This window comes from Citreicoccus inhibens (assembly GCF_019039035.1).
GTDB classification, from domain to species: domain Bacteria; phylum Myxococcota; class Myxococcia; order Myxococcales; family Myxococcaceae; genus Citreicoccus; species Citreicoccus inhibens.
The window spans coordinates 58,326-74,690 of sequence record NZ_JAHNZT010000026.1 but is presented as its reverse complement, the minus strand read 5'-3'; the positions used below and the strand labels follow the sequence as shown (position 1 = coordinate 74,690).

Below are 16,365 nucleotides of genomic sequence, written 5' to 3'. Positions count from 1 at the left end.
ATTGCGTTCGCAGCCAGGAAACTGGCTGCATTTCGAATCTCGGCTAGTCAGTCACAGAGCAGTTCGTCTAGGGTCCGCGAAGACTCTCTGTTCCACCCACTCTTTCCGACCAGGAAGCGTGCCTATGCGCCCGTTGTCTCGCCTTCTTCTCGCTTCGATTACCACCCTCGCGCTCATTGCCGGTGCGTGTGTCAGCCAGCAGAAGACCAATGGACGTGAGGCCTCCTCGTCGGTGGAGGAAGTGCCCAACGAGGGCGGGGGCGAGCAGGCCGCGGAGCAGCAGCCGGCCGGGCCGGCGCTGACGCCGTTCACCGCGCCGGAAGGCTTTGTCGTCAGCCTGCCGGGTGAGCCGCAGGTGCAGCGGCAGACCGTGAAGATCCCCGCGGGCAACGTGGCCACGGCCTCGTTCACCACGACGCTGGATGGCATCACCTACTCGGCCAGCATCGCGGACTACCCGGAGAAGGTCATCGCGGCGCGTCCGGCCGAGGCCTTCCTCAACGAGGGCCGCGATGGTCTGGTCAATCAGCTCAAGGGCACGCTGAAGGATGAGCAGGCCATCGAGCTGGATGGCTACCCGGGCAAGTCCTACACGGTGTCCTCCGCGGTGGGCGAGGTGAAGGCTCGCAACTTCCTCGTGGGCCCCCGCCTGTACACGCTGCTCGTGGTCTTCAACCCGGGCATCGGCGCGCCGGCCGCGGATGGCTTCCTCACCTCGCTGAAGCTCGTCAACCCGCCGCCGGCCATTCAGCGCGCGGGCTCGGTCGCGGCGGACGCGGGCGTGGACGCGGGCACCGCCGTCGAGGCGACCCCGGCTCCCGCCGAGCAGCCGGCCGCGGTCCCCGACGCGGGCACCCAGCGCCGTCGTCGCGGCAAGTAGTCCACGCTGGCCGTGCACGCTCCCTTGGGGGATGCGTGCACGCGCGGACAGGGCGCCCGCGCACCTGTCCGCTGGTGGTCCGTCGCCGGACCGACGTGGGTTGCATCCCCCTGTCTTGAACCCATCCTCGCAGGCCAGGGGAGGGTGGGATGACGGGATTGGCGAGCGCCCTGTTGGCGGTGGTTCTCTTGGCGGGCAGTACTCCCGTGATGCCGGTGAGCGAGGGCAACGCGCTCACCTTGCCGGCGCAGCGGCACGTGGTGCGAATCGACACAGGCGAGGGACGACCTCCCACCTGGTTGATGGCGGTCCAGCAGGGCCACTCTGGCAACCAGGGCCTGGGGATGTTCCGCTCGGAGGACGGCGGACGCACCTTCCGTTGGTTCGCGCCCATCCAGCCGGATGGCTCACACACGGACCGGACGGACATGGTCGCGGTGGGCCGCGACGTGGCCTTGATCTACTCCTACGAGGGGCCCCGGCTGGTGCCCTCGTCACAGCACGATGTCTGGTTTCAGTGGTGGCGCTATCAGTCCGCGGGCAACACCTGGGTGCCCGAGCCCGCGGTGCGTGTCTTTGATTCGACGAGCGACGCGACGGGGTTCTTCCGCGCCCTGCTGGCGCGAGACTCCCGCGGACGGCTCTGGGTGCAGGCCTTCCGACTGGAGCCGGATGGCGCTTCCACGGCGGTCATCTCGGTCTCCACGGACAATGGCGTCACGTTCCAGCGACAGTCGGACCTGGGGCGCGTGCGGCGGCGCGGGGGCGGGCGGCTGCTCAGTGTGGGGACGAAGCTCGTCTTCTTCTTCGCCATGCATGACGGCTTCGAGCCCACGCGCTTGCGCGTGCGTGACGACGACGCGCCGCTGAACTCGTGGAGTCCCCAGCAGGACGCGTTCCCCGAGGGCATCTACCACGGCGCCGCGCTGAGCGCGGTGGACGACGGCCACGGCGGGCTGCACCTCGTCTACAAAGACGAGACGGAGCGCCTCTTCTATCGACACTTCGATGGGAACGCCTTCGGTCCGCGCACGCTGCTGGGAGACACGCCGAACTGGGCCATCCAGCCGGCAGTCACTCGCATGGGTGATGCGTTGTATGTCTTCTACACGCACATGCTCGTGGCCAATACGAACTACCAGCTGCGCGCGCGGGTGCTGCGCGGTGGTGTGTTCAGCGCGCCCGTCGTGCTGGACGCTCGCACCAGCTACAAAGGCTATCTCAACGCGGTGGAGACGCTGCCCGAGGGCTCCTCCGAGGTGCCGTGCTTCTTTGGTGACGCCTCCGACGCGGACGTCGCGGGCAACGTGCGGCGCGTGGCCATGCCCACGGTGACCTCGACGGGCGGCGAGGACGGCGGCACCAGCTCGGACGGCGGCACGGGCGCTGACGGTGGCTCGTCCACGGATGGCGGGACGGACGGGGGCACGTCGATTCCCTATCTGGAATCGGTCTACACCGATGTCACGCATGAGCCGCTCGTGGTGGACGGCGAGGGTACGGTGTACGCGGTGTCCCTCTCCGAGAGCCGCGCGCACTTGTTCGCCAGCGTGGATGGCGGGCGCACGTTCACCGCGCGGGGCCAGGGCCGAGGCGGGGCCGCGTTCTGGGTGATGACCTCGCTGGCGGATGGGACGCTGCTGGCGCAGGTGAGCCGGGCGGACACGTACCTGCTCCAGCGCTCCACGGACCGAGGGCGCACGTGGACGGATGTGCTGCCCTTGGGGCGCTACCACGCCGCGTCGCCGCACTCCTTCGCGGTGCTGGGAGGCACGCTCTTCTTCCTGGAGTACCAGACGTTCTCGTCCACCAGCGTGCCCGTGCGGCTGTGGGCCAGCATGGACCAAGGTGTCACGTGGACCGTGCGCGCGACGTTCGAGGACCGGCGCATGGGCGTGGCCCTCTTCGCGGACCCCACGCGCAACGTGCTGTGGGCCAGCTTCGGCAACAGCCGCGCGCACTCGGCGGTGATGCGCTCCACCGACGGGGGACGCACGTGGGCGCTGATGCTGAGCGGCTACACGGCCACGGGCGCGGCGGGCGCCGTGATGGACAGCGGCGCGCTCCTGTTCGGGCAGGCCACGCTCTTCGAGCCGGAGCACCCCAAGCTGCTGCGTCTGTTCTCCACCGGGCGGGTGGATGCGCTGCTCACGCTGCCCGGCCCGGCCTCCTCGTTGGAGCCGTTGCCGGGAGGTGGCTGGGTCCTGAGCACGAGCCGCGATGACAGCGGCGATGTCCAGGCCCCCGAGGACGGGCGGGTTCACGTCTTCACCAGCTCCGACGGGACGGCCTGGCAGGAGGCGCTGAGCTTCGAGCGGGTGAGCGACGCGGAGCCCGCGCTGCTGGACATGTGGGGAGTGCTGCCCTCGGGTGAGTTGCTGGTGCGCGCGCAGAACGTCCAGGGCTTCGGCTCGGGCGGAAAGGGCTTCCAGGTGCTGCGCGTGCGGCGCTGACGCGTGCGGCGCGTTACAACGGGGTGGCTCCTGCGTGAGCCGGGAGGGCACCATGTGGGACCCGAGGCAGTACTCGCACTTTCGCGGCGAGCGGAGCCGCCCCTTCTTCGAGCTGCTGTCGCGCGTGGACGTGGCCACGCCCGCGACGGTGGCGGACCTGGGCTGTGGCACGGGTGACCTCACCCGCGCGCTGGCCGAGCGTTGGCCCGGCGCGCGGGTGACGGGCGTGGACTCCTCCGAGGCCATGGTCGCGGAGGCGCGGACGCGCGAGGTGCCCGCGAACCTGTGCTTCGAGGTCGCGGACCTCGCCACCTGGGCGCCGCCCCAGCCGCTGGACGTGCTGGTGTCCAACGCGGCGCTGCATTGGGTTCCAGACCACGCGGGCTTGCTGACGCGGCTCGCGGGCTCGCTGGCGCCTCAGGGAGTGCTGGCGTTCCAGGTGCCCGCCAACTTCGAGGCGCCCTCGCATCGGCTCGTGGACGAGGTGCGCGCGTTGCCGCGCTTCGCGTCCAAGGTGGCGCCCGTGCGCCGCCGGCCAGTGGAGACGCTGGAGGCGTACGAGACGCTCCTCGCGGGCTTGGGCCTGTCCGTGGATGCGTGGGAGACGACGTACCTGCACGTGCTGCCAGGAGAGGACGCGGTGCTGGCGTGGCTGCTCGGGACGACGCTGCGGCCGGTGCTCGCGGCGCTGGGGGCCGAGGAGTCCCCCGCGTTCCTGGAGGCGCTGCGCCCCCGACTGCGTGAGGCGTACCCCGCCTATCCGCGAGGGACGCCGTTCCGCTTCACGCGCCGCTTCGTGGTGGCGCGGCGCGCGAGCTGAGGCTCACTTGGGCCAGTGGAGGATGCGGCCGCCGTCGCCGGTCACCCAGAGGTCCCCAGGGCTGGTTCCTCGGATGTACTTCAGCTTTCCCGAGGCGTTGTGCAGGAGGCTCCAGCTGCTGCCGTTGTACCGGTAGATCTTCCCTGCCTCGGTCACCGCGTAGATGGAGCTCGCGCCAAAGGCCTGGATGCCATTGATGCGCTCCGAGCCGAAGGGCGTGTTGGAGACGCGCGTCCACGTGGCGCCGTCCCACCGGAGGAACATGCCACTGGTGCCGCCCGCGTAGGCCAGCCGCTCGTTGACGACGAAGACGGAGTACAGCGGTTTGTTGTTGCCGGTGGCGACGCTCTGCGCGCGCCATTCGCGGGTGGCGCGGTCATACCGTCGGATGACGGGCGTGTTCGAGTCACCCCCGACCGCGGTGATGGTGTCTGGATTGGCCGCGTGAATGTCATACATGATCTGATTCGGGATACTCGCTCCATCCGCCCGGGTCGCGGGGGGCTGCCACGTGAAGAGGTGCCCGTTGTCGATGGTCTCCAACTCGCCGCCCGCGCCATAGAGCACGGGCCCCGACGCCGAGGGGACACCGACCAGGCCATACACGTAGCTGCCGACGCCGGTGGGCTGCTGGGGCGTGCAGTTCGTGCTGGAGGGGGTCTGCGTGACGAGCGTGCCGTTCGTTCCGCCCAGGTACGCCGTCCCCGCGTCGTCCGCCCAGACGCCATACAGTTCCGAGCTGCACGACCCCGACAGGACGGTGAACGTGGCCTGGCCTGGTGACTTCACCGCGCGCCCGCTGCTCAAGCCCGCCACCCAGACGCCGTGGTCGCCCCAGAGAGAGATTTGATACCAGGTGCGCGAGGTGGGCCCCACGATGGTGGAGACCCAGCTCGGGCCGGTGCAGATGGCGGCCGGCTCGTTCTGCCCACTGCAATCATTGTCCTCGCCGTCGCACAGTTCGCTCGCGGCGGGATTCGTGAACGGGTTGCCGTCATTGCAGTCGCCGCCGCGCGCCACGTAGTGCGCGGGTTGGGTGCAGGACTGCTGCCGGACGGCGTCGTCGCCGTAGGTGTCCTCGTCGTCGTCCAGGTACCACGTGGAGAGGGGGCTCTGGGGCGCGCACGTGCGCCCCAGCGTGTTGGGGTCGCACTTCCACTGGCCATTGCAGTCGTGCGCGGGCGTGCAGGTCGCATCGAGCTCGAAGGTCTCATCGACCTTCCCGTTGCAGTCGTTGTCCACGTTGTCACACAGCTCGGGCGCGCCGGGGTACGTGTTGGCGAGCGAGTCATCGCAGTCGTCGTTCTCATGGCCCACCGCCGACACGAAGTCCGGCGGGATGGCGTCACAGAACGACTGCGGGACCGCGCCCTTCGCGCCGTGCGTGTCGTGGTCGCGGTCGGGATACGCCAGGAGCGGCGCGGGGCTGTTGCAGACGACGTCCCCTTGAGGACCACACGCGCGCACGCCCCCGCAGCCACCCACGCCCGTGCATTCCTCACCGAGCCGCAGGTTGTCGTCCTTCAATTGATTGCAGTCATCGTCCACGCCGTTGCACCGCTCGGCGGCGCCTGGGTGGATGGCATCATCGACATCCGAGCAGTCGGTGCCGCCCGTCAGCTCGCTGACGTAGCCGTCATGGTCCGCGTCGGTCGCGGCCAGCGACAGGGTGACCTTCTCCGGGACGCTTTCCTTCGTCAGCGTGACGGCGCTCGTGCGCTGCACCACGGCCTTCGCGTCGCAAGACACCTCGAAGGCGCGCGCCTCCACCTCCAGCGCGTTGCCCCACTTCTCGGGCGGGAAGATGGCCACCACCACCGAGCCGCCCTCCTCGCGTGTCCCCTTGCCCACCACGGTGGTGGAGCGCTCCTCGCCCGTGGCCGTGTCTCGCGCGAGCACGCGGACGCAGCCGGGCAGGAAGCCTGTGTACGTGACCGTGGCCCTCACGGCGCGGGTCGAGCCAGCGTCCTTGCACGCGGCGAGCGCGAGCAGGGGAACCATCCACCCAATGCGTTGCATGCGGCCATCATAGCCGCGCTCTGGTGGTGTTCGCGTGCGCACGCCCCCCGGTGTTGGATGACTCAGGGAAGGCGTGGGAAATCTGAGAACACCTGAGTCATCCGCTCATCTTTCGAGAGACTCGCGGGTGTCACCAGCTCCAGATTCGCTGGAGCGTGTCCCGCATAGCGACGCGACAGGGCGGCTCTCACATCCGCGAGGTCGAGCGAGTCCAGCCGCTCCATCTGGCCGTACTCGACGCCCGCGCCCCGCGCGTACGCCTTGCGCACCAGCTCCGAGCAATACATCGCGTCATCGCCCCAGCCGAAGCGCGCGTCATAGGGCTTGCCCAGGTGACGCTTCGCTTCTGTCACGGCGCGTTGACGTTGGGCCGCGTCCAGTCCCTGAGGCCGCAGCACAAGGATGTGTCCTTCCACCCCGCGGGCTCGCCACTGCGCGAACGGCGTGCGCTTCACGGGTTGAACCGCCTCCACCACGAAGACGCCCGCGGGGGTGACCTCCACCAACCCGACATGGGACAGCGGGCTGTGGGTGGCCCTTTGGATGGGCTCGGACTGACTCGACCGCGAGGTCTGGAAGACGAGGTCTCCGGTCTCCAGCTTCGACTCCAGCGAGGGCTGTGGCGCCGCGACCGCGACGTGGGCCACCAGCCACAGTCCCCAGACTCCTGCCCCGCGCATGTGCTCGTCCTCTCGCGCGTCCCGTCGCGCCGGACGGAGTGACTTGCAGACGGGATGCCAGCCGGCTCAGGCGGTGAGCGGAACCTCCAGGCGCGGCAGGTATTGGCCGGTGCGGCTCTCGAACAGGATGAACCGGTCCACGTGGGCGTGGCCCCAGTCGCTGCCCACCAGGGACCTCGCGCAGTCGGCCAGCGCGGGATCCCCCCGGGACTCGCGGGCGCGCGCCAGCGTGAGGTGCGCGGTGTACTCCGCATGCTCCGACTTGAAGCCGAGCGGCTCGAGCCCCTGGGCCACGTCCGCCTGAAGCGCCTTCAAGGCCGCCACGTCTCCGCGCACGTCCGCCCAGAGCACGCGCGGGTGCGCGGGCGGCCCGAAGAAGCCACCGCCGCCCACGGACAGCGTGAACGGCGCGTGCATCACTCCCACGGGCTCCAGCGCCTCGCGCAGGGCGTCCAGGCTCGACTCCGGCACTTCACCCAGGAACAGCAGCGTCAGGTGCAGGCCCTCGGGCTGGACGAAGCGCGCGCGCGGGGCGCGGACTCGCAGCGCACGCATGGCGTCGGTGGCGCGCGCCTCCAGGTCCGTGCCCAGGGTGACGGCGGTGAACAGGCGCATGGTTCACGCTCGCGACGGACGGGTGCGAGGCCACAGCGCGTAGGCCCAGCACGGAAGGAAGACGAGGAACTCCACCGTGGCAACGTACAGGCCCCGAGGCGACAGCATCCCCGCGCCGATGGGCGACACGGGCAGCGGACGCACGGGCGCGAACATGCGCGCGTTGGAGAACGGCCACAGCAGCGCGGGCCCCAGGCCGCCGTCCGTGAGTGAATCCAGCACGCCATGGCTGGCGAGGGCGAGGAAGGACACCAGACCCCAGCGCGCGGCGGACTCACCGAGCCCCCGCGCGGCGATTGCCACCGCGAGCGCCAGGAGCGCGGCGAAGGCGAACGAGTGGGACGCCCCGCGATGTCCCCACGTCGCCGCGTAGGGGATGCGCAGCGCGAAGGCGATGACGTCCGCGTCCGGCAGGAGGGCGAGCGAGGCGAGGAACCCCATCACGGTCACTCGCCTCCGCCAACTCGCGGCCCCTGCTTCATGCCTCCCCAGGGCCAACCCCACCGCCACGTGACCAATGCTTGCCATATGCGCGCGGAAGATAGTCCAGACCGCGCGGCGGGGGTCTGGCGCGTTCCTGGAGGAGGGCGGGCCGCTGCGCTAGCGTCTCGCTTCCATGGCGACCCGCGCGCAGGTCGAGGGCACCCTTCAGCGACGCCTGGATGCGTGGCGCGCGGACGTGGGCGAGTGGCTCCATCGCATCCGCATCGCGGGCGCGGCGGCCTGGCTCTTCGTGGGCACGCTCGACCACTGGCGTGTGTCCACGCCCGTCCTGCTCGCCTACCTGGGCGTGGCCGTCGTTCTGTGGGCCGGCGCGCGGCGCTTTCCTCAGCTTGGCCGTCAACCCGCGCTGGGCACGGCGCTGGTGGACATGCCCGCCGTCTTCGTCCTCCAGTTCCTGTCCCTGGAGGGCTCGGCCAACACCGTCCCCACCGCGCTGTTGACGCTGGGCGTGTACGCGGTGCTCGTCGTGCTGGTGGCCATGGTGACGCTGTCGCGCGTGGGCGTCGTCGGGGCCACGCTCCTGGCCATCTGTCTGGAGGTCGTGCTCGCGTTGCGCGCGGGGCTGCCCCCGCACCTGTTCCTCGCGGGCATGGTGCTGGTGTTGTGTCTGGCCGCGGCGGTGGCGTCGTTCATCAGCCGTCAGGTGCTCGGGCTGGTGACGGACGTGGCCAACGAGGAGCTGCAACGCGAGCGACTGGGGCGCTTCTTCTCCCCCGAGGTCGCGCGGCGCATCTCCGAGCGCGGGCCCGAGGCCGAGGCCGGTGAGCACCGCGAGGTGACGCTGCTCTTCTCCGACATCCGAGGCTTCACCGCGCTGGCGGACCGGATGGAGAGCCCCGAGGTGGTGGCCCTGCTCAACGAGTACCTGTCGCGCATGGTGGAGGTGGTGTTCCGCCACGGCGGCACGCTCGACAAGTTCATCGGCGACGGCATCCTCGCGTACTTCGGCGCGCCGCTGGATTTGCCCGGCCACCCCGAGGCGGCGGTGGCGTGCGCGCTGGCCATGCTGGAGGCGTTGGACGTGCTCAACGCCGAGCGACAGGCGCGCGGCGAGGTGCCGCTGCGCATCGGCGTGGGCGTGCACACCGGCCGCGTGGTGGTGGGCGCGGTGGGCAGCGAGCAGCGCCGCGAGTACACGGTCATCGGGGACGCGGTGAACCTGGCCAGCCGCATCGAGGGGCTGACCAAGAAGGTGGGCGCCGCCGTGCTCGTCTCCGGCGCCACGCGGGAGCGCTGCGCCGCCGCCTTCGACTTCGAGGCCGCCGAGCCGCTGCCCGTGGCGGGCAAGCCCGAGCCCGTGGCCACCTTCCTGCCGCGCAAGCGCACCCTTCGCGCGGCGAGCTGAGCACAGGGGCCAGGAGGGGCTCCACTGGCCCCGCGTGATGACGCTGGGCGCGCGTGGCCACCGTGTGGGCGGGAGGAGTGCCCATCATGGCTCAAGGCTACTCGGTGAACATCGGGCTGAACGCGGTGGACCCTCGGCACTACGCCGGCTGGGACGGGCAGCTCACCGCCTGCGAGGCGGACGCGCAGGACATGTCGAGCATCGCCAAGACGCAGCGGTTCGACCGCGTGCGCATGCTCCTCTCGCAAGACGCCACGCGGGCGCGCGTGCTCGGTGAGCTGGACGAGGCCGCGAAGGTGCTGGAGGCGGGGGACCTGCTCCTCTTGACCTACTCGGGGCACGGCGGCCAGCTGCCCGACGCCAACAGCGACGAGCCGGATGGCCTGGACGAGACGTGGTGCCTCTACGACGGCGAGGTCCTCGACGATGAGCTCTACGTCGCGCTGGGGAAGCTGAAGACGGGCGTGCGCGTGTTCATGCTGTCGGACAGCTGTCACAGCGGCTCGGTGAACCGGGTGGCCTACACGGCGCTGCGCACCAGCGGGAGCCTGGAGTTGCTCGCGGACGCGGTGCAGACGACGGAGGCCGCCCAGCGGCGCTTCAAGGACATGCCGTCGGGCATCGAGAACCGCACGTACCGCGACAACAAGCAGATGTATGACGACATCATGAAGCGGCTGCCGCGGGAGGACCCTCGCGCCAACCTCAAGGCCAGCGTGCTGCTCATCTCCGGATGCCAGGACAACCAGCTCTCCAGCGACGGCACCTTCAACGGCCTCTTCACCGCCAACCTGCTGCGCGTGTGGAATGGGGGGAAGTTCGTCGGCGGCTACCCCACGTTTCAGCGCCGCATCCTCCGGCGCATGCCACCGCTCCAGTCCCCCGCCTACTCCGTCCTGGGCCTGTCCAACCGCGAGTTCGAGCGGCAGACGCCGTTCCACATCCACTGACGGCGGAGAGGGGACTCAAAGCGCCCCTCTCCCACCGCGCGCGGCTCAGTACGCCTTGGAGAACACGATGCGGCCCGGCGAGTCCTCGCCGGTGAACACGCACTTGCCCGGCTCCTGCTTGACGCTGAAGGGACGGCAGCGCGTGGTCAGGCCCGTCTCCTCCTTGATGCGCGCCTCCACCTTCGGGTCGCCGTTCCAGTGGGCGAGCAGGAAGCCCGCGTCCGCCTTCTCCTTCATCTCCTCGTAGGAGTTGACCTCGAAGGTGTGCGAGTCGCGGAAGGCCTTCGCCTTGGTGAACAGGTCCTTCTGCATCTGGTCCAGCATGGCCTGCGCCTTGGCCACGGCCTCGTCCAGCGTGACGAACTCCTTCTGGCGCAGGTCGCGGCGCACCATCACGCACGAGTTCTTCGCGAGGTCCTTGGGGCCCAGCTCGATGCGCAGGCACACGCCCGTCAGCTCGTGCTCGTTGTACTTGAAGCCGGGGCCCTTGGTGTCGTCGTCGTCCACCAGCACGCCCAGGCCCGCCTTGCGCAGGTCCGCGGCGAGCGCGTGGCTCTTCTCCATCACCTGGGTCTTCTCCGCGTCGCTGGCCTTGCCGGCGATGGGGATGATGACCACGTGCGTGGCGGCCAGCTTGGGCGGCACGATGAGGCCCGCGTCATCCGAGTGCGTGAGGATGAGGCCACCGATGAGGCGCGTGGACGAGCCCCACGAGGTCTGCCACACGAAGTGCATCTTGCCGTCGCGGCCCTGGAAGCGCGTCTCGAAGGCCTTGGCGAAGTTCTGGCCCAGGTTGTGGCTGGTGCCGGCCTGGAGCGCCTTCTTGTCCTGCATCATCGCCTCGATGCTGTACGTCCGCAGCGCGCCGGCGAACTTCTCCGACTCCGACTTGCGGCCCGGCATCACCGGCATGGCCATGTAGTCCTCGGCGAACGTCCGGTAGACCTCCAGCATCTGGAGCGTCTCCCGCTCGGCGTCCTCCTCGGTCTCGTGACAGGTGTGGCCCTCCTGCCAGAGGAACTCGGTGGTGCGCAGGAACAGGCGCGTGCGCATCTCCCAGCGCATCACGTTGGCCCACTGGTTGATCAGCAGGGGCAGGTCCCGGTAGCTCTGGATCCACTTGGAGAAGCTGCGGTTGATGATGGTCTCCGACGTGGGCCGGATGACGTAGGGCTCCTCGAGCTTCTGGCCGCCCGCGTGCGTGACGACGGCGAGCTGCGGGTTGAAGCCCTCGACGTGCTCCGCTTCCTTCTTCAGGTAGCTCTCGGGGATGAGCAGCGGGAAGTAGGCGTTGCGGTGGCCCAGGTCCTTGAACATCTTGTCCAGGACCCGCTGCATGTTCTCCCACAGCGCGTAGCCGTTGGGCCGGATGACCATGCAGCCCTTCACGTCCGAGTAGTCAGCCAGCTTCGCCTTCTGGACCAGGTCGACGTACCACTCGGAAAAGCCCTTCTCGCGGGGCGTGAGCTTCTCGGCCATGTGACGGCACCTTCTGGAAAGGAATTGAGAGGGGGCGTTGCTACGCCGGGCCCTCCCGGAAATCAACGCCCACGGCGCTCGGCCTGTCGCCCCCGCGAACCCCGCCCTGGGGCGCTCGGGCTTGAGATTTCGGGCACCTACGGAGAAGGAATCCCGGGCGACGCGAATTCCCCGCCCGCTCCCGCCCAGGTGCCGCCCGGACCCGGGGGAGGGGGGAGGCCGAGGGGCTTCGTCGCGAGCGTGGCACGGGCCGGTGGCGGGACCAGGCACCTCCCGTCACGGCCCCGCGCCGGAGCCGCCTTCGTCCGGAGTGAAGCCGGAGCGCCCCGGCCCGCCGGGGGTTCGAGAATGCGCGCGCCCGGGACGCCGGCTATGAAGCGGGCGCTGTTCTTCGCTCTTTCCCGGGAATCCTTCAGGAGGCTGCATGCGGTCGTTTCTTCCGTCACTCGGAGTGGTGGGCGCGTTGGGGCTGAGTCTGGTGTCCGGCGTGGCGCACGCGAACAAGGCGGGCATCACCGGCCGCAGTGGCAAGCAGGGCGCCAGCTGCGTCGAGTGCCACACGGGCGGACAGGCGCCCACGGTGACGCTGGAGGGGCCCACGTCGCTCGTGGCGGGGCAGACGGGGAACTACGCGCTCATCGTCCGGGGTGGGCCCGCGGTGAAGGCGGGCATGAACGTGGCGACCAGCGTTGCGGGCGCGACGCTCGGCGCGGGCGCAAACGTGAAGAAGGCGGGGGACGAGGTGACGCACACGGCCCCGCTGGCCTTCACGGATGGCGCAGCGCGCTTCGAGTTCACGATGGTGGCGCCGTCCACCAACGGCACCGTGCGGCTCTTCGGCGCGGGCAACTCGACGAACAACAACGACGCGTCCACCGGAGACTCCTCCGCGCTCACGACGCTGGACGTGCAGGTGACGGGCGGAACGGACCCGGCGCCGGAGAAGGACAGCGGCGGCTGCTCGGCCACGGGCGCCATGCCGCTGATGGGCGCCGTGCTGGCGCTGGCGGGGCTGCGCCGCCGTCGCGCCGCGTAGCGGACCGCGCCGTGGGTTGAGCCGGTCCAGGGGGCGGACCGTGGCACGCGCCACGCTCCGCCCGCTGAAGCCCAGGGGCTCAGGTCACGCTGAAGCGATAGACGACGTCCGAGTCGCCCTGGGTGAAGCCCTTGATGACTTGATGCTGCGTCGACTTCGCGCCGAGGAACGCGAGCCCTCCGGCCGCGAACCCCATCACCGACAGCTCGAAGTAGACGTGGGGCTTGGGCACGCGGGTGATCTGGATCTCCGCGTAGCCGTCACCCAGTTGCACCTGCAGCTCACCTGCCGTGAAGTAGCCCTTCCAGATTCCGGGGGTGAAGAGGAGGAAGCGGCGGTAGTCCCCCGGGCCGAACATCGTCTTGAGCTGGCCCTGGCTGAGCGCGTAGTCGGCGGACTTCACGCCGAACTGCCAGTAGGCCTTGGGGTCGCCGCCGTAGAAGCGCTGGAGGAGGGCGTCGTTGAGGCGCAGGAAGGCGTCCACTGGCAGGCGCGTCACGGGCATGACGGGCTGATGGAAGACGGGGTCACGCTTCGCGCAGTCCGCGAGGAAGGCGCGCCAGGACTCCTCGCCGAAGGACTGCACGGCCATCATCTGCCGGGCCAGGAACGCGACGCCTTTGACTTCCATCCGGGGGCCTCCACTCCGGGGTGCGAGTGCTTCGGGGGCGCCATTCTGCGCTGAACCCGCCGGCGGGTCGAATCTCGCGGCGGCGCGGGTTGGTCGCCCGCTCGCTGTCCACGCCGTGTGTGACGGTGAACCGGTGGCTGCGACGCACGGGCGCGTCGTCCAGGGGAGCGACCGTCTCCATCGTGCGTTGCCAGAGTCGCTCGCCTTGTGTCGGCGGGGCAGACTCGAGATGGGGGGATGCGCGGTGATGTTTCGCAGGGGTTGGGGTTGGGGTGCTTGTCTGGCTTTGGTGGGGATGGGGTGTGGCGGGGCGGTGACGGCGGGCGCGGGCGCACCAGGAGATGAGCCGGCGTCGGAGGTGGCGCCGCTGCGGGTGGGCGAGGACGGCAGCCCGAGCGGCGCGGTCGCGCCGGAGGTGCTCGCGGGGGAGCCGCTGTGGCTTCAAGTCCAGCGTGGCGCGGGGAAGGAGCAGGCCGCGGGCGTGGCCTATGACAAGGCCGGAAACCTGCTGGTGGCCACCAACGTCTCGTATGGCGGGCTGGAGGACTCCTCGGGCGTCATCTCCGAGCCGGTGGTCAGTGCCTTCTTCATCACGAAGTACTCGCGGGTGGGCGAGCGGCAGTGGTCGCGCCGCTTCGAGGGCAAGGTCACCGCGCTCTCCGTGGACTGGGATGGCAACGCGGTGGCGTGGGGCACGGGCAGCGGCGCGGCCTCTCCGGGGCTGGAGTTGGCCGGCTACTTCCTGATGAAGCTCAACGCGGATGGCCAGTCGCGCTGGTCGCACACCATCCAGTCCCTGGCGCCGGGGGCCTTCACGGGCCTGCGGATCTCCACGGACCGCCAGGGCAATGTCGCCATCGCCGGCACGCTGGAGGGCGCGGTCGGGCAGCCTCCCGCGCTCGCGTCCGAGGGGCGCGTCGCGGTGGTGATGAGCTACACCCCGAACGGCGAGCCGCGCTGGAGCCGGGTGGAGTCGCGCCCGAGCGATGGGACTGGCGCGGCGACGGACGCCAACGGGACGGTCTACTTCTCGGGCTTCCTGCGGGTGCCCGCGCCGGGGGAGACGCACTTCGTGCCGTTCCTCCAGCGCATCGCCCCGGACGGCACCCTGGAGTGGGAGCGCCAGCTCCCCACGCGCTACGCCGTCACCACGGGCATGGCCTTGCGTGGCAACCGCGTGCTGGTGACGGGCTACGCGATGCAGGACTACACCTTCGCGGGCAAGCAGTACCTGCCGGGCTCGGGGCACAGCGACGGCTTCCTCCTGGCCTACAACCGCGACGGCGAGGAGCGCTGGTCGCGGCAGATGGGCTACTCCGCGCTGGACGTCAACCTGACGTCCGGCGAGGGCGCGGTCATCATCGGGCGCTACGAGAACGGGGATGACCTGGGCACCGGCCCGATGCCGGGCGCGGTGGGCAGCCAGCGCAACATCTTCATCGCGCGCTACGACCGCGAGGAAGGCGGGCTCGAGTGGGTGCGGGGCTTCTCGCAGGACGCGATGCCCAACGTGGACACCCACATGGATCGCTTCTTCGTGACCACCTCGCTCACGGGCGAGGTCACCGCGATGGGCGCCACGCTCAACGCGGTGACCTTCGGGTCGCGCACGCTGCCAGCGCCCCTGGGCGGCTGGCGAGACCTGTTCATCGTCGGGCTGTCGCCGTGACGCGGGGATGAGGCTCGCCGCCCGCCGTGCGCGACGCTAGCGTGCGGCGGGTGCGTCCCCTCTCCCTGCGTCCCAAGACGGGTCCTGTCTCGCGGTGGCTGCTCGCCCTCGTGGGCGTGTTGACGTGCGGCGTCTTCGGGCTGGCGTGGTGGGTGGACCGCTTCGGCCAGCGCGAGCGCGCCGAGCCCGCGGATGCGTTGGTGGTGTTGGGCGCGCGGGTGCTGCCGGGAGGGGTCGCCTCGGGGCCGCTCCAGGCTCGCGTGGAGAAGGCCGTGGCGCTGTACCGGCAAGGCGTGGCGCCGCGCTTCGTCTTCTCGGGGGGCGTGGGGGTGAACCCGCCGTCGGAGGCGCGGGTGATGGCGTTGCTCGCCATGCGCCTGGGCGTGCCGTCCGAGGTCATCACGCTGGAGGAGGAGAGCCACTCCACCGAGCAGAACGCGAGCCACAGCGCGGAGCTCTTGCGAGCGCTGGGCGCCAGGCGCGTGGTGGTGGTGTCGGATCCGTATCACCTGCTGCGCGCGCGGCAGTACTTCCGGCTGGCGGGGCTGGAGGTGGCCACGAGCCCCGCGCTGCTCACCGAGCGCAACGTGGCCCTGACGGACCGCGTGTACTGGACGGTGCGCGAGGCCATCGCGCTGCTGTTGCATCCGCGCGTGCTCTGGGCGCGCGCGCCCGAGGCCCCCCGCGACTAGCTGACCGTGCGCGAGCTGCTCACCGGGCCGAGCGCCTGGGCATCCAGCCGGCGCAGCACCTTTTCCAAGATGCGGAACAGGGCCTTGCGGTCGCTCATGTCCAGCATGCCCAGGAACATGCCCATGGCCTGGTGGATGAAGCGGTCGAGCCGCTGATAGGTCTGTTGCCCCTGCGGCGTCAGGCGACAGAGCACGATGCGGCGGTCCGAGGCGCTGCGCTCGCGCTGCATCTGGCCCTCGCGCTCCAGCCGGTCGACCACGCCCGTCACCGTCTTCTCCGTGACGCCGAGCCGCCGAGCGAGCTCACCCATGGTCAGCGCGCCATCCAGCCCCAGCCACAGCAGCGCGTGCACCTGCGGCGCGGTGAACTGGAGCTGTTCGCACGTGGCGGCGATGGGGTCACGGAGTGAGCGGCGTCTGCCGAGGGAGAACATCAACTGCTGGAGTCGCAGGATGTCGCCGCCGGGCTCGTCTTCCTCTTTGTATGAATTCCGTGACACGGAGTATGCCTTAGCGGCCGGCACCGGGCGGGTCAACCCGCTGTTGTCCGCGGGCCGGTGCATGGGGGCAGAATGCGCCCGGATTTCCTCCG

15 protein-coding genes are annotated in these 16,365 nt (G+C 70.2%); 8 read left to right on the top strand and 7 right to left on the bottom strand.

Annotation, left to right across the window (positions count from 1 at the left end; genetic code table 11):
• Nucleotides 1–124: 124 nt before the first annotated feature.
• The 3 genes from KRR26_RS25475 (at nt 125) to KRR26_RS25465 (ending at nt 4,153) form a co-directional block, all read left to right on the top strand.
• Nucleotides 125–880 carry a hypothetical protein gene (locus KRR26_RS25475; RefSeq protein ID WP_236069173.1) on the top strand — a complete coding sequence of 252 codons (756 nt, stop codon included), beginning with the start codon at nt 125–127 and terminating at the stop codon, nt 878–880.
• A gap of 149 nt (nt 881–1,029) precedes the next feature.
• Nucleotides 1,030–3,333, top strand: a complete 2,304-nt coding sequence (locus tag KRR26_RS25470; RefSeq protein ID WP_120209153.1) for a WD40/YVTN/BNR-like repeat-containing protein — start codon at nt 1,030–1,032, stop codon at nt 3,331–3,333.
• A 52-nt stretch (nt 3,334–3,385) separates the two neighbouring features.
• A complete protein-coding gene (locus KRR26_RS25465; protein WP_217081091.1) occupies nt 3,386–4,153 on the top strand; it encodes a methyltransferase domain-containing protein in 768 nt (255 codons plus the stop codon).
• Nucleotides 4,154–4,156: 3 nt separating this feature from the next.
• Here KRR26_RS25465 and KRR26_RS25460 read toward each other — a convergent pair whose 3' ends face one another.
• The 4 genes from KRR26_RS25460 to KRR26_RS25445 form a co-directional block, all read right to left on the bottom strand.
• Nucleotides 4,157–6,172: a MopE-related protein gene (locus tag KRR26_RS25460; RefSeq protein WP_217081090.1), complete on the bottom strand. Its 2,016-nt coding sequence runs from the start codon at nt 6,170–6,172 to the stop codon at nt 4,157–4,159.
• Nucleotides 6,173–6,234: 62 nt separating this feature from the next.
• Nucleotides 6,235–6,852 carry a YiiX/YebB-like N1pC/P60 family cysteine hydrolase gene (locus KRR26_RS25455; RefSeq protein ID WP_217081089.1) on the bottom strand — a complete coding sequence of 206 codons (618 nt, stop codon included), beginning with the start codon at nt 6,850–6,852 and terminating at the stop codon, nt 6,235–6,237.
• Nucleotides 6,853–6,918: 66 nt separating this feature from the next.
• Nucleotides 6,919–7,467 (bottom strand): RNA 2',3'-cyclic phosphodiesterase, encoded by a 549-nt coding sequence (gene thpR, locus KRR26_RS25450; protein ID WP_217081088.1) that lies wholly within the window; start codon nt 7,465–7,467, stop codon nt 6,919–6,921.
• 3 nt (nt 7,468–7,470) lie between these two features.
• A complete protein-coding gene (locus KRR26_RS25445; protein ID WP_120209158.1) occupies nt 7,471–7,995 on the bottom strand; it encodes a metal-dependent hydrolase in 525 nt (174 codons plus the stop codon).
• Nucleotides 7,996–8,083: 88 nt separating this feature from the next.
• Here KRR26_RS25445 and KRR26_RS25440 point away from each other — a divergent pair, with 88 nt between their 5' ends.
• Nucleotides 8,084–9,316, top strand: a complete 1,233-nt coding sequence (locus tag KRR26_RS25440) for an adenylate/guanylate cyclase domain-containing protein (RefSeq protein ID WP_120209159.1) — start codon at nt 8,084–8,086, stop codon at nt 9,314–9,316.
• 86 nt (nt 9,317–9,402) lie between these two features.
• Nucleotides 9,403–10,266, top strand: coding sequence for a caspase family protein (locus tag KRR26_RS25435; RefSeq protein WP_217081087.1), 864 nt, complete (start codon nt 9,403–9,405; stop codon nt 10,264–10,266).
• Between the two features lie 45 nt (nt 10,267–10,311).
• On the opposite strand, the gene proS is transcribed toward KRR26_RS25435, so the two are convergent.
• Nucleotides 10,312–11,745, bottom strand: coding sequence for a proline--tRNA ligase (gene proS / locus KRR26_RS25430; RefSeq protein ID WP_120209160.1), 1,434 nt, complete (start codon nt 11,743–11,745; stop codon nt 10,312–10,314).
• Between the two features lie 424 nt (nt 11,746–12,169).
• Between proS and KRR26_RS25425 the strand changes: the two genes are divergently transcribed.
• The gene (locus tag KRR26_RS25425; RefSeq protein WP_120209161.1) at nt 12,170–12,781 is read left to right on the top strand and encodes an MXAN_6652 family MXYO-CTERM-anchored protein; all 612 of its coding nucleotides are present in this window, start codon (nt 12,170–12,172) and stop codon (nt 12,779–12,781) included.
• Nucleotides 12,782–12,860: 79 nt separating this feature from the next.
• Here the strand turns inward: KRR26_RS25425 and KRR26_RS25420 are convergent, their stop codons facing one another.
• Nucleotides 12,861–13,412 (bottom strand): hypothetical protein, encoded by a 552-nt coding sequence (locus tag KRR26_RS25420; RefSeq protein WP_120209162.1) that lies wholly within the window; start codon nt 13,410–13,412, stop codon nt 12,861–12,863.
• A 295-nt stretch (nt 13,413–13,707) separates the two neighbouring features.
• On the opposite strand from KRR26_RS25420, the gene KRR26_RS25415 reads away from it, so the two are divergent.
• A complete protein-coding gene (locus KRR26_RS25415; RefSeq protein ID WP_147423040.1) occupies nt 13,708–15,081 on the top strand; it encodes a hypothetical protein in 1,374 nt (457 codons plus the stop codon).
• Nucleotides 15,082–15,131: 50 nt separating this feature from the next.
• A complete protein-coding gene (locus tag KRR26_RS25410) occupies nt 15,132–15,773 on the top strand; it encodes a YdcF family protein (RefSeq protein ID WP_120209223.1) in 642 nt (213 codons plus the stop codon).
• Here KRR26_RS25410 and KRR26_RS25405 read toward each other — a convergent pair.
• On the bottom strand, nt 15,770–16,273 hold the full coding sequence (locus tag KRR26_RS25405; protein WP_120209224.1) for a MarR family winged helix-turn-helix transcriptional regulator: 504 nt from the start codon (nt 16,271–16,273) through the stop codon (nt 15,770–15,772). The two genes, KRR26_RS25410 and KRR26_RS25405, sit on opposite strands and share 4 nt — an antisense overlap.
• Between the last annotated feature and the right edge of the window lie 92 nt (nt 16,274–16,365).